The following is a 13,542-nucleotide window of genomic DNA, read 5'->3' on the forward strand; positions in this document are numbered from 1 at the left end:
TCCTCACACGATCAGCGTCGGGATCGCCGCGTCACCGCGACCGATCCTGGCTGCATCGGCCGGCAACTCCGCCTTGGCCCCTCGGTGGTGCGCCCGTGCCGCCTCGACCCCGTGGACCCCGAGGAAGGCTGGGTCGACCTCGCCGTTGGTGACGACCGGCACCATGAGCGCACGTTCGTCGGAGCCGACGGCACCGGAGGTGTGCACGACCTCGGCGGTCGCGATGCCGTTGCGGAGGCGTCGACCGGCTTCCTTCCGGCCGCCGATGGACGCCTTGTCCGCGGACTTCTTCGCGACGGGCACCCATTCCTCGCCGCCGGTGCGGTGTGCGACGAGCTTGAACACCATGCTCGCCGCCGGGTGTCCCGACCCGGAGACGACCGACGTGCCGACGCCGTAGGAGTCGACGGGTGCGGCCCGGAGCGCGGCGATCGTGTACTCGTCGAGGTCGTTCGTCACGGTGATCTTGGTGCTGGTCGCCCCGAGTCGGTCGAGCTGCGCGCGGACGCTGGCCACGACCGAGGGCAGGTCGCCGCTGTCGATCCGGACGGCACCGAGGCGACCGTTCGTCAGGCGGACCGCCGTGTCGACCGCGGCCTCGATGTCGTACGTGTCGACGAGCAGCGTGGTGCCGTCGCCGAGTGCGTCGAGCTGCGAGCGGAACGCGGCCTCTTCGGAGTCGTGCAGCAGCGTGAACGCGTGCGCCGCGGTGCCCATGGTCGGGATGCCCCAGGTGCGCCCCGCCTCGAGGTTGCTCGTCGCGCCGAACCCGGCGATGTAGGCGGCGCGAGCGGCTGCGACCGCGTTCCACTCGCCGGTCCGGCGGGAGCCCATCTCGGCGAGGGGCCGGTGGTCGGCCGCCGACACCATGCGGGCGGCCGCTGAGGCGATCGCGGAGTCGGCGTTGAACGTCGACAGGGCGAGGGTCTCCAGGACGACCGCCTCGGCGAAGGTGCCCTCGATCTGCAGCACGGGGGAGTTGGGGAAGAAGATCTCGCCCTCGCGGTACGCCCGGATGTCGCCCGTGAACCGGTAGTCGGCGAGCCAGCTCGCGGTGTCGCCGTCGATCACGCCGCGGTCCCGCAGGAACCCGATCTCCTCGTCGCCGAACCGGAAGTCCGCCAGCGCCGTGAGGAACCGCCCGAGCCCCGCCGCGACGCCGTACCGGCGCCCGTCCGGCAGCCGCCTGGTGAAGACCTCGAAGACGCAGCGTCGGTCGGCGGTGCCGTCCTTCAGGGCCGCGTCGACCATGGTGAGTTCGTACTGGTCCGTCAGGAGCGCGCTGGTCACCTCAACGACACTAGTCACCGTGCCGGCCGTGCCGGTCAGGAGGCTCGGATTGCGTCGAGCCGTCGGCTCGCGTCGGTACGCTGGTCCGGTGACGGATGCACCGATCGGAGTCTTCGACAGCGGCGTCGGTGGGCTGACGGTCGCCCGCGCGATCATCGACCAGCTGCCGCGCGAGAGCATCCGCTACGTCGGCGACACCGTGCACTCGCCGTACGGGCCGAAGCCGATCGCCGACGTCCGCCGGTACGCGCTCCAGGTGATGGACGACCTCGTCGAGCAGGGTGTGAAGGCCCTGGTCATCGCGTGCAACACCGCGTCCTCTGCGGTGCTCCGCGACGCCCGCGAGCGGTACGAGCAGGCGTACGGCATCCCCGTCGTCGAGGTGATCCAGCCCGCCGCCCGCGCCGCCGTCAAGCAGACCAGGACCGGTCGCATCGGCGTGATCGGGACGGTCGGCACCATCGCCTCCCGCTCGTACGAGGACGCCTTCGCCGTCGCGTCCGACATCACGCTCACCCTCGCCGCTTGCCCGCGCTTCGTCGAGTTCGTCGAGGCCGGCGACACCTCGTCCCCGGAGCTCCGCGACGTCGCTGCCGGGTACCTCGCGCCGATCCGCGCCGCCGACGTCGACACCCTCGTCCTCGGCTGCACGCACTACCCGCTGATGTCAGCGGCGATCCAGTACGTGATGGGGCCGGAGGTCACCCTGGTGTCGAGCGCCGAGGAGACCGCGAACGACGTCTACCGTCGACTCGTCGAGCACGGACTCGAACGCACCACGACCGCACCGCCGACGTACTCGTTCGAGGCGACGGGCGACGACCAGGCCGGGTTCATCCGGCTCGCACGCCGGTTCCTCGGACCCGAGGTGTCACGCGTCGGCCACCTCCAGACCGCCAGCATCCCATTGCCGGGCAGCATCACGCTGCCCCGCACCGAAAGGACACCATGACCACCCGCATCGACGGTCGCGCGACGACCGAACACCGCCCCGTCACGATCGAACGCGGCTGGAGCGCCCAGGCCGAGGGCAGCGCGCTCATCTCCTTCGGCAACACGAAGGTGCTGTGCACCGCGTCGTTCACGAACGGCGTCCCGCGGTGGATGGCCGGCAAGGGCACCGGCTGGGTCACCGCCGAGTACTCGATGCTGCCGCGCTCCACGAACGAGCGCATGCAGCGCGAGTCCATCAAGGGCAAGGTCGGCGGTCGCACGCACGAGATCTCCCGGCTCATCGGCCGGTCGCTCCGTGCCGTCGTGGACATGAAGGGACTCGGCGAGAACACGCTCGTCCTGGACTGCGACGTGCTCCAGGCCGACGGCGGCACGCGTACCGCGTCGATCACGGGTGCCTACGTCGCGATGGCCGACGCGATCGAGTGGGGCCGTGACAAGGGCTTCATCGCGAAGAAGGCCACGCCCCTGACCGACAGCGTGCAGGCCATCTCCGTGGGGATCGTCAAGGGCGAGCCGATGCTCGACCTCGCCTACACCGAGGACTCGAACGCGGACACCGACATGAACATCGTCACGACCGGGTCCGGCAAGTTCATCGAGGTGCAGGGCACCGCCGAGCACGCGCCCTTCGACCGCGACGAGCTGAACGTCCTGCTCGACCTCGGTCTCGCGGGCAACGCGTCCCTCGCGGGCATCCAGCGGTCCGCCCTGGGGCTCGCGTGACGGGCACCGTCGTCCTCGCGACCCACAACCAGGGCAAGGTCGTCGAGCTGCGCGAGATCCTCGGCGCGGCCCTCGGCGGCGTCGAGCTCGTCGGGTACGACGGGCCGGAGCCGGTCGAGGACGGTGACACGTACGCCGCGAACGCGCTGATCAAGGCGCGGGCGGCCGTCGCGCACACCGGGCTGCCGGCGCTCGCCGACGACTCGGGCATCGCGGTCGACGTGCTCGGCGGCGCCCCCGGCATCCACTCGGCGCGGTACGCAGGAACCCGGGTGGACGCCGACAACATCGCGTTGCTGCTGACGAACCTCGAGGGCGTCGTGGAGCGGACCGCGGCGTTCGTCTGCGCCGCCGCGTTCGTGACGCCCGACGGCCAGGAGCACGTCGTCGAGGCGGTCTGGAACGGTGAGGTCCTCACGTCGCGTCAGGGCACCGGCGGCCACGGGTACGACCCGATCTTCAAGCCGGACGACGCGGATCGGTCGTCTGCACAGCTCACTCGCGAGGAGAAGAACGCGCTGAGCCACCGGTCGAAGGCGTTCCGCGGGATCGCCCCGATCGTGCGCGAGTACTTCGGCGCGTAGCCCGGGCGGCGGCGCCGTTCGTCCCCGCACAACGAGGAGCACCTCGCACCGCGGAAGTCCGTGGTGCGAGGTGCTTTCGGTTGTGCGAACGGGCAGCGGGCGGCGCCGCAGGCGCGGCGCGCGGGGCTACTCCGCGGTCGGCTGCTCCTGCTCGGCCTTCTTCGCCTTGCGGGCGTTGCGGATGTAGGTCAGCGCCATCGGCACCACGGTGACGAGCACCGCCGCGATGAGGATCAGGTCGATGTAGTTCCGCACGAGGTCGGCGACGAACGGGATGTACCCGAGGAAGTACCCGAGGAACGTCACCCCGACGCCCCAGATGACGGCACCGATCGCGTTGTACAGCGAGTACTTCTTGTAGTTCATGCGCCCGACGCCCGCGGCGATCGGCAGGAAGGTCCGGACGACCGGCACGAAGCGCGCCAGGATGACCGCGAGCGGGCCGAAGCGGTGGAAGAACGCGTTGGTGCGGTCGACGTTCTCCTTCGAGAACAGACCGCTCTCCTTGCGCTCGAAGATCGGTGGCCCGGCCTTCTTGCCGATGTAGTAGCCGAGCTCGCCACCGAGGAACGCCGCCGCGCCGATCATCAGCGCCGCCACCCAGATCGGGATGCCGCCGATGGCGCCGCCGCGGTCGAAGGCGAAGAGCCCGGTGATGACGAGCAGGCTGTCGCCGGGGAAGATGAACCCGATCAGCAGGCCGGTCTCGGCGAAGATGATGGCGCACACGACGAGCACGGCGACGGCCCCGAAGTGGTCGAGGATGTACTGCGGATCCAGCCAGGGGATCAGGGCGAGTGCGACGGAGTGCATGCTTCTTCCGGTCGTGCGTGTGCGAGGACGGGAAGGTCACCCGCACGACGAGGGTACCGTGCGGGTGTGACCTGGCCGTCCTCCTGCAGAGGGAGATGCGCGAGCACGCATCCGACGGTGCGGAAGGAGGGACTCGAACCCTCACGCCTGGGGCACAGGAACCTAAATCCTGCGTGTCTACCGATTCCACCACTCCCGCGAGCAACCGACAGCGTACCCGGCCGCGTGCCCACCGGCCCCGTGCACACCGGCCCCGTGCGCACCGGCCCCGCTCAGCGCAGACGGCGGGGCAGGTACCGCGGGACGTACCGGAGCAGGATGCCGGCGCCGACGAGTCCGAGCACACCCATCACGCCGCTGGCGATCGCGATCGACGCCACCGCGGTGATGCCCGAGATGAGGAGCGGTGCCGCCGCCTGCCCGAAGTCGCCGGTGAAGCGCCACGCGCCGAGGAACGGCGCCGGGTGGTCCCGGGGCGCCAGGTCCGCGCCGAGCGTCATCAGGATCCCGGAGCCCACCCCGTTCGCCAGGGACATCGCCATCGCGACCGCGACGAACCAGCCGACCCTCGTGTCGAGGTGGTCGCTCCACGCGAGCAGGAAGTAGCAGATGCTCAGGCCGAGCATGCACGGCAGCGCACTCGCGAGCCGACCCCAGCGGTCCATGATCTGGCCGCTCGTGTAGAAGAGCGCGAAGTCGACGGCGCCCGCGATGCCGATGACGAGCGCGGCGGTGGAGTCGTCCAACCCGACGCTGACCGCCCAGAGCGGCAGGATGACCTGGCGTCCGGCGCGCATCGCCCCGATCAGCCCGGCGCCACTGCCGAGCCGCAGCAGGACCCGATGGTGCTCGCGGATGGTCCGGAACAGTCCGTGGGATTCCTCCTTGACGAACTCCTCGCCTTCGAGTGTGGCCGGTTCGGCCGGACCGTCGACCGGACTGGAGGCTCGGCTCGGCCTGCGCAGGCCACGCACGCCCGTCGCGGGGTCGCGGAGGACGAGCAGGGTCACCGCCGCCGCGAGGCAGCAGACGATGTGGATCCAGAACGCGCTCTGCGTCGTGCCGGTGAGGTGGACGACGCCGGCGGCGATGAACGGCCCGACGAAGTAGCCGAAGCGGAAGACCCCGCCGAGGCTGGACAGGGCTCGTGCCCGGATCGCGAGCGGGATGGCCGTGGTCATGTAGGCGTGCCTGGCCAGGGCGAACACGGCAGTCGAGACCCCGACGAGGAAGACGCCGACGGCCAGCACGACGGGGTTCGGCGCGACGACGCACACGGTCAGCCCGAGCATCGAGACGACCGCTGCGCCGATCATCGCGTTCCGCTCACCGATACGCGCGACGACCACGCCGGACGGCACGTCGCCGATGAGCTCGCCGACGAGGATGAGGGACGCGACGAACCCGGCGATCGCCAGGCTCGCACCGAGGGAGTTCGCGGCGATCGGGATGATCGGGATGATCGCCCCCTCGCCGATGGCGAAGAGCGCTGCGGGCAGGAACCCGGACAGCAGCACGGCCCGGAAGTCGAAGGGGGAGGGCTCTGGGGTGGTCGTCATCGCGACTCCAACGCTACGCCCGGGGCGGAGTTACCCTTGACGCATGCGTGTTCTGGCGGCGATGAGTGGTGGAGTCGACTCGGCGGTGGCCGCTGCCAGGGCGGTCGACGCCGGGCACGACGTCGTCGGCGTCCACCTGGCGCTGAGTCGGATGCCGGGGACCCTGCGGACCGGGAGTCGCGGCTGCTGCACCATCGAGGACTCGATGGACGCCCAGCGTGCCGCGTCCGCCCTCGGGATCCCGTACTACGTGTGGGACTTCTCGGCGCGGTTCAAGGAGGACGTGGTCGACGACTTCGTGGCCGAGTACCAGGCAGGCCGCACGCCGAACCCCTGCATGCGGTGCAACGAGCGGATCAAGTTCGCAGCGCTCCTCGAGAAGGCGCTCGCGCTCGGGTTCGACGCCGTCTGCACCGGCCACTACGCGTCGATCGTGACGGGTGCCGACGGCGCGCGTGAGCTGCACCGTTCGGCCGCGTGGGCGAAGGACCAGTCGTACGTGCTCGGCGTCCTCACCGCCGAGCAGCTCCAGCACGCGATGTTCCCGCTCGGGGCGACCCCGTCGAAGGACGAGGTCCGGGCCGAGGCCGCTGCCCGCGGACTCACGGTCGCGCAGAAGCCGGACTCGTACGACATCTGCTTCATCCCGGACGGCGACACGCGCGGCTGGCTCGCCGACCGCGTGGGGACCACCCCCGGCGACGTCGTCGAGCGGGACGGCACGGTCGTCGGTGCCCACGACGGAGCGACCGGGTTCACCGTCGGGCAGCGGCGCGGGCTCGCGCTCGGTCGTCCGGCGCCGGACGGCAAGCCGCGGTTCGTGCTGGAGATCCGTCCGAAGGACAACACCGTCGTCGTCGGGCCGAAGGAGGCGCTCGACGTCACCTCGATGTCGGGCTCCCGCTTCACGTGGGCAGGGACGGCTCCCGCCGACCCGTCCGTGCCGTTCGCGTGCGACGTGCAGATCCGCGCGCACGCCGACCCGGTGCCCGCGACCGCACGGGTCTCCGACGGCGTGCTGGTCATCGACGTCGACGAGCCGCTCTCGGGTGTGGCACCCGGGCAGACCGCTGTGGTCTACGTCGGGACCCGGGTGCTCGGCCAGTGCACGATCGACGAGACGGTCAGCGCCGTCCCCGTCGACGCCTGACGCCTGACTCCGGGGGTCGGTGGTCCACGGTAGAACTGTGGGTATGAGCGAGACCGACGCCACGTTCGAGACCATCGACCCTGCCGCGCTCGACGCCGCCCAGGCGGGGCGAGAGGTGGACCGGCTGCGCTCGACGATCAACGAGCTCCGCCACGGCTACTACGAGGAGAACGGCTCCACCGCCTCGGACGCCGAGTACGACGCACTGGTGCACCGGCTGGACGCGATCGAGCAGCGCTTCCCCGAACTCCTCACCGAGGACAGCCCGACGCAGACCGTCGGCGGCCAGGCGGAGACGACGCAGTTCGCGCCGGTCGAGCACGCCGAGCGGATGCTGAGCCTCGACAACGTCTTCAGCCCGGAAGAACTCACCGACTGGGCGATCAAGGTCCAGCGTGACGCCGGGTCCGAGCGCGTGCGGTTCCTGACCGAGCTGAAGATCGACGGCCTCGCGATCAACCTCCGCTACGAGAACGGGCGGCTCGTGACCGCTGCGACGCGTGGCGACGGCGTCGTCGGGGAAGACGTCACGGGCAACGTCCGCACGATGGGCACCATCCCGGATCGGTTGACGGGGACCGGTCACCCGCCCCTGGTGGAGGTCCGCGGCGAGATCTTCTTCCCCGTGGAGCAGTTCGACGAGCTGAACGCCAAGCAGCGCGATGCGGGCGAGCGCGTCTTCGCCAACCCGCGCAACGCCGCTGCCGGTTCCCTCCGCCAGAAGGAAGAGGGCAAGTCGCCGGCGAAGCGCGCGCTCATGGTGGACCGACTCCGACGGCTCCGGATGCTCGTGCACGGCATCGGCGCGTGGCCCGTGGGTGAGCTCGAGCGCGACACCGACGTCCGTTCCCAGTCCGAGGTCTACGAGCTGCTGCACTCGTGGGGGCTGCCGACGGGGACGCACCACCGGGTGTTCGACTCCATCGACGAGGTCCTGGGGTTCGTCAAGGACTACGGCGAGCGTCGGGCGTCGGTGGAACACCAGATCGACGGCATCGTCATCAAGGTCGACGACCTCGGCCTGCACGAGGAACTGGGGTCGACGTCCCGCGCGCCGCGGTGGGCCATCGCGTACAAGTACCCGCCCGAAGAAGTGCACACCAAGCTCCTCGACGTGGTCGTCAGTGTCGGACGCACCGGCCGCGCCACGCCCTTCGCGGTGATGGCCCCGGCCGAGGTCGCCGGATCCGTCGTCCGGCAGGCCACGCTGCACAACCAGCAGGTGGTCAAGGCGAAGGGCGTCCTGATCGGCGACACCGTCGTCCTGCGCAAGGCCGGTGACGTCATCCCCGAGGTGCTCGGCCCGGTCGTGGAACTCCGCGACGGCTCCGAGCGCGAGTTCGTGATGCCGACGGCCTGCCCGGAGTGCGGCACCACCCTCGCCCCGGCGAAGGAAGGCGACATCGACCTCAGGTGCCCGAACGCCGAGAGCTGCCCAGCGCAGGTCCGGGGGCGGGTCGAGCACATCGCGTCCCGTGGCTCGCTCGACATCGAGGGCCTCGGCGAGGTCGCGGCGGCAGCCCTGACGCAGCCGCTGGTCCCGGAGACGCCGCCCCTCGTGACCGAGGCCGGCCTGTTCGACCTGACGATGGAGGACATCGTCCCGATCGAGGTGATCGTCCGCGACGCCGAGACCGGCATGGAGAAGACGGACGAAGAAGGCACGCCGAAGCGTGTGACGCCGTTCAGCCGTGCCCGCAAGAAGACCGACCCGCCGTTCGACCCGGATGCCCGCGGCGCGGACTACACCGGCGAGCCCAGCCGGTACCCGTCGAAGAACGCGTTCGAGATGCTCGCGAACATCGACGCCGCCAAGACCAAGCCGCTCTGGCGGATCCTGGTCGGCCTGAGCATCCGGCACGTCGGTCCGGTCGCCGCCCGGGCACTGGCGAACCACTTCGGGTCGCTCGACGCCATCCGGAACGCCTCCCGCGAGGAACTGGCCGCGGTGGACGGCGTCGGCGGCATCATCGCCGACGCGCTGCTCGCCTGGTTCGAGGTCGACTGGCACCGTGAGGTCATCGACCGGTGGACCGCCGCCGGCGTGCAGTTCACGACGCCGGGGCACCCGGGACCGGGTGCCGCCGACACCGAGGGCGGGGTGCTGAGCGGGCTGACGGTGGTCGCGACCGGATCGCTGGAGGGGTACAGCCGGGAAGGTGCGCAGGAAGCGATCATCGCCGCCGGGGGCAAGGCCGCGTCGAGCGTGAGCAAGAAGACGGACTTCGTCGCAGCTGGTCCCGGTGCCGGGTCGAAGCTGACGAAGGCCGAGCAGCTCGGCGTGCGGATCATCGACGCCGAGCAGTTCAAGGTCCTCGTGACCGAGGGGCCCGCGGCGCTCCCGGAACCGCAGGAGGCAGCAGCCGAGGACTGACCCGTGGCACGAGAGCACGTGTGCGGTCCGCGCGCACGGCACGCCGCGCCGTCGGTCTGAACCCAGTTCTGGGGGCAAGTTGCAACGGACACGACCGGTCCCCGGTCGTTTTCCTTACACTCGACAGAGCATCACCTGTCGTCTGCAGGGGGACGATGGGATGGCCTTCCCGGGGGAGACCGGTATTGCTGCTCCTCGCCGCCGCACTGCTCACCGCCTCGATGCACTCCCTCGGAGTGGTCGAGTCGCCCGTCGCGCCCGCGGCCTCGAGTGCCGTCGCCGTCTCGACCGCCGCAGTCGTCCACGACACGGGGCAGACCGCTGCACCGGTCATGACCGGGGGACAGATCGGGATCGGCGACCTGCGCTCGGACCGCGGTCGCGCCTTCCTCGACGACCTCGCCACGGCGTCTCCGGCCGTGCTCGCGACGGCCGATCGTGACGACCGGGTCGTGGCGACCGCGATGGACGCCCCGCCGACGGCCGCTGAGGTCCACACCTGGTGGTCCGGCCTCGACACCGCCGAGCAGGTGCGGCTGCTGCACGGTGCGCCCGTCGTCGTCGGCAACCTCGACGGGGTGCCCTACGCCGTGCGCGACCGGGCGAACCGGGCGGTGCTCGCCGCGGAGAGCGCGGACCGCGGGACCCCGTCAGGCGAAGCGGCGATGCTCGGGCAGGTCCGCGAGTCGTTGGCCCGCGACGCCGACGGACCCCGCAAGTCCCTCATCACGCTCGACACGCGGGGTACCGGACGTGCGGCCATCGCGCTCGGCGACCTCGACACCGCGGCGGACGTCACGGTGGTGGTCCCCGGGATGTTCTTCACCGTCACCGGCCAGCTGGTGGACTTCACCGAGACCGCCGGCGACCTGTACGACGAGCAGGCGACGCTGTCGCCGGTCGCGGCACCGGCGCCGGGGACCGGGATCGCGGTCGTCGCGTGGATGGGCTACCGGACGCCCGACCTGTCGAACATCCTGTCCCTGGACCTCGCCAAGACCGGCGCAGCGCGACTCGAACGGACCGTCGACGGCATCCGTCGGATCCGGGACGGCGCCGAGCCCCGCCTCGGCATCGTCGCCCACTCCTACGGCTCGACGACCGCACTGATCGCACTGTCCTCCGGGCGGATGCACGCCGACAGCCTGACGGTGCTCGGGTCCCCGGGGAGCGGCGTCACGAACGCCTCGGAGCTGGCGGTGGCCGCCGGCGAGGTGTTCGTCGGGGGAGCACACTGGGACCCCATCGCGGGATCCGGGTACTTCGGCACCGACCCGGGCGCTCGGGGCTTCGGTTCGACCGTGCTCGACCTCGCCGGAGGGGTCGACCCGGCCGACGCCGGCGACGTGTTCCGGCGACCGGTCGGGCACAACGACTACCTGAAGCCCGGGACGGCATCGTTGCACGACGTCGCGCTCATCGCCGTCGGACGCGGTGACCTGGTGCGTGACCAGGTGCAGCGTGGCAACGGCCGCGGGGAGGGTGCCGTGCAGGCATCGCCTGACCTGTTCCTCGTCCGCCCGCAGGACCTGCAACCCCGCGACTGACGCGAGCGGGCGGTGAAGCCGCCCGCGGCGGTGGACGTGACCCGATCGTGACCGGACGTGCGGGGCGGACCCGATCCGAGCCTCTCCCCACCGGCACGGCCGGTCCGCCGCTGGCGCGTCGCACCGGAACCGGCGGTGTGGGCCCAGGCCGATCCGGGCCGCACCTGCTGGACAACCTGAGCAGCGGTGCAGGTTGTGCGGGGGTCGGAGCAGTCTCGCCCCAGGGCGGGTCCCTACCGTGCAGTGCATGCGTGTGATGCGGTGGCCGGGAGCCCTCCTGATGTTCGTCGTGATGTCGGCACTCGCGGGCATGCTCGTGGCGGTCGCCGTCACGCCGGCCGTCGCCGTGGCGGGGGAAGGCGCTTCCGGCGCCGCCGCGTTCTTCGAGGATCTCCCGAGCTACCTCGACGTGCAGACGCCCCAGCAGGTGTCGTCCGTCTACGCGAAGCAGGGTGGCCAGGACGTCAAGATCGCGTCGTTCTACGCCGAGAACCGCACGATCGTGCAGTCCGACGCGATCGCGAAGACCCTCAAGCAGGCCGCGATCGACACCGAGGACCCGCGGTTCTACGACGAAGGCGGCATCGACGTGCTCGGGACCGTCCGCGGTGTCGCCGCGACCGTCGTCGGGGGAGACGTGCAGGGCGGCTCGAGCATCACGCAGCAGTACGTCAAGAACGTGCTCGTGCAGCAGTGCGAGCAGCTGACCGGCAAGGACGCCGCGGACACGAAGCAGAAGATCGACGCGTGCTACGAGGACGCGGCCGGTGTCACCCCGCAGCGCAAGCTGCAGGAGATGCGGTACGCGATCGCCGTGAACAAGAAGTACTCCAAGGACGACATCCTCACCGGGTACCTCAACATCGTGGGGCTCGGCGGCCGCGTGTACGGCGCCGAGGCCGGAGCGCAGTACTACTTCGGCGTCTCCGCGAAGGACCTCTCCCTGGTGCAGTCCGCCACCCTCGTCGCGATCCTGAACAACCCGTCGAACCTGCGGATCGACCAGCCCGACTCGACGGCGAACGGGTCGGCGAACGGGTACAAGGCAACCAAGGCGCGCCGCGACTACGTGCTGCAGCGGATGTACGCGCACCACTCGATCTCGAAGGCCGACGAGCAGGCGGCGATCGCCACGCCCGTCCAGCCGAAGATCACCGCGACCGCGAACGGCTGCTCGTCCGCAGCGACGAACTACGACGCCGGCTACTTCTGCGACTACGTGCGCGACCAGATCCTGCAGGACCCCGCGTTCGGCAAGACCGCCTCAGAGCGCATCGAGACCCTCGACACCAAGGGTCTGCAGATCCACACGTCGCTCGACCTCGACCTGCAGGCGCAGTCCCAGAACGCGCTCTCGACCTTCGTCCCCGCGACCATGACGGGTTTCGACGTCGGTGGGTCGAACGTCACGGTCGAGCCAGGGACCGGCCGCATCATGTCGATGGTGCAGAACACCGCGTACACGCAGTCGGACTCGGCAGCGCCGGGGCAGACCGCCGTCAACTACAGCGCCGACCAGGCGTACGGCAACTCCGGCGGGTTCCAGACCGGCTCCACGTTCAAGGTGTTCACGCTCGCGGAGTGGCTCGCGCAGGGGCACACCCTGAACGAGAGCGTCAACACCACGGAGCACACGTACAACGCGTCCGAGTTCACGAACTCGTGCGAGGGCATCGGCGGGACGTGGAACGTCGCCAACGCCGAGAACGTGCCGGCGTCGATGAGCGTGCTCAATGCCACCGCCGAATCGATCAACACCGCATTCGCCGCGATGGGCAAGCAGCTCGACCTCTGCAAGATCGCGAACCTGGCGGAGTCGATGGGCATCCACACGGCCGACGGCGGCAAGCTCAGCTCGGTGCCGTCGATGATCCTCGGCACGAACAACCTGTCGCCGATCGATCTCGCCGAGGCGTACGCGGGCTTCGCGAACGGCGGCGTCGTCTGCACGCCCACCGCGATCGACTCCGTGACCGAGTCGGACGGCACGAAGATCACGCCGACCCCGTCGTCCTGCACGCAGGGCGTCTCCGCCGATGTCGCGGGGACCGTCGACTACGCACTGCAGTCGGTGCTCACCGGAGCCGGGACCGCCGCGAGCGCGAACCCGGGTGACGCGACGCCGAAGTTCGCCAAGACCGGCACGACCGACGGCGACGTGCAGAACTGGCTCGTCGCATCGAGCACGAAGTACACGAACGCGACCTGGGTCGGCAACGTCCAGGGGAACGTCCCGCTCGCGAACCGGTCGTTCTTGCAGGGAACGACCGGGTACAGCGCGAAGTTCGGCATCGGGAAGTCGATGATGCAGTACCTCGACGCGCACTACGGCGGGGACGCCCTGCCCGCGCCGAGCCAGGCGATGATCGGCGCGGCGAAGGCCCCGGCGAAGTCGGCGCAGTCCTCGCAGTCCTCGCAGTCCTCGCAGCCAGGGGCGCAGTCCTCCCCAGGGGCGTCGAACGGGCAGCCGTCCACCGACGGGACGCCCGATCAGCAGTCGGGCGGGCAGTAGACCAATAGACTGGTTCGCATTCCACGAACCGAT

At 70.5% G+C, this 13,542-nt stretch carries 10 protein-coding genes and 1 tRNA gene; 7 read left to right on the plus strand and 4 right to left on the minus strand.

Annotated features, from left to right (window positions below):
- Positions 1 to 3: 3 nt before the first annotated feature.
- Positions 4 to 1,308, minus strand: coding sequence for a nicotinate phosphoribosyltransferase (locus AAEP80_RS08300; RefSeq protein WP_420366668.1), 1,305 nt, complete (start codon positions 1,306 to 1,308; stop codon positions 4 to 6).
- Positions 1,309 to 1,378: 70 nt separating this feature from the next.
- Between AAEP80_RS08300 and murI the strand changes: the two genes are divergently transcribed.
- From murI to rdgB, 3 genes are read left to right on the plus strand one after another with little or no spacing between them, the layout of a single operon-like run.
- The gene (murI, locus tag AAEP80_RS08305) at positions 1,379 to 2,242 is read left to right on the plus strand and encodes a glutamate racemase (RefSeq protein ID WP_420366669.1); all 864 of its coding nucleotides are present in this window, start codon (positions 1,379 to 1,381) and stop codon (positions 2,240 to 2,242) included.
- Positions 2,239 to 2,970 carry a ribonuclease PH gene (gene rph / locus AAEP80_RS08310; protein WP_281267247.1) on the plus strand — a complete coding sequence of 244 codons (732 nt, stop codon included), beginning with the start codon at positions 2,239 to 2,241 and terminating at the stop codon, positions 2,968 to 2,970. Before murI ends, rph begins: the two co-directional genes overlap by 4 nt.
- Positions 2,967 to 3,554 (plus strand): RdgB/HAM1 family non-canonical purine NTP pyrophosphatase, encoded by a 588-nt coding sequence (gene rdgB / locus AAEP80_RS08315; RefSeq protein ID WP_420366670.1) that lies wholly within the window; start codon positions 2,967 to 2,969, stop codon positions 3,552 to 3,554. The genes rph and rdgB overlap by 4 nt, the downstream gene beginning before the upstream one ends.
- 126 nt (positions 3,555 to 3,680) lie before the next feature.
- Here the strand turns inward: rdgB and AAEP80_RS08320 are convergent, their stop codons facing one another.
- From AAEP80_RS08320 to AAEP80_RS08330, 3 genes are all read right to left on the minus strand, one after another.
- The gene (locus AAEP80_RS08320; RefSeq protein ID WP_281267249.1) at positions 3,681 to 4,367 is read right to left on the minus strand and encodes a DedA family protein; all 687 of its coding nucleotides are present in this window, start codon (positions 4,365 to 4,367) and stop codon (positions 3,681 to 3,683) included.
- A gap of 118 nt (positions 4,368 to 4,485) precedes the next feature.
- Positions 4,486 to 4,566 (minus strand) — tRNA-Leu (locus AAEP80_RS08325).
- Positions 4,567 to 4,639: 73 nt separating this feature from the next.
- Positions 4,640 to 5,926, minus strand: a complete 1,287-nt coding sequence (locus tag AAEP80_RS08330) for an MFS transporter (RefSeq protein WP_420366671.1) — start codon at positions 5,924 to 5,926, stop codon at positions 4,640 to 4,642.
- Between the two features lie 43 nt (positions 5,927 to 5,969).
- Between AAEP80_RS08330 and mnmA the strand changes: the two genes are divergently transcribed.
- The 4 genes from mnmA (at position 5,970) to AAEP80_RS08350 (ending at position 13,509) form a co-directional block, all read left to right on the plus strand.
- Complete coding sequence (gene mnmA, locus AAEP80_RS08335; RefSeq protein ID WP_420366672.1) at positions 5,970 to 7,076, plus strand: tRNA 2-thiouridine(34) synthase MnmA; 1,107 nt, start codon at positions 5,970 to 5,972, stop codon at positions 7,074 to 7,076.
- A 43-nt stretch (positions 7,077 to 7,119) separates the two neighbouring features.
- Positions 7,120 to 9,450, plus strand: a complete 2,331-nt coding sequence (gene ligA / locus AAEP80_RS08340) for an NAD-dependent DNA ligase LigA (RefSeq protein WP_420366673.1) — start codon at positions 7,120 to 7,122, stop codon at positions 9,448 to 9,450.
- 185 nt (positions 9,451 to 9,635) lie between these two features.
- Positions 9,636 to 10,997, plus strand: a complete 1,362-nt coding sequence (locus AAEP80_RS08345) for an alpha/beta hydrolase (RefSeq protein WP_420366674.1) — start codon at positions 9,636 to 9,638, stop codon at positions 10,995 to 10,997.
- 247 nt (positions 10,998 to 11,244) lie between these two features.
- On the plus strand, positions 11,245 to 13,509 hold the full coding sequence (locus tag AAEP80_RS08350) for a transglycosylase domain-containing protein (protein ID WP_420366675.1): 2,265 nt from the start codon (positions 11,245 to 11,247) through the stop codon (positions 13,507 to 13,509).
- The last annotated feature ends 33 nt before the right edge of the window (positions 13,510 to 13,542 follow it).

The organism is Curtobacterium sp. L3-7 (genome assembly GCF_048756585.1).
Classification (GTDB): Bacteria; Actinomycetota; Actinomycetes; order Actinomycetales; family Microbacteriaceae; genus Curtobacterium.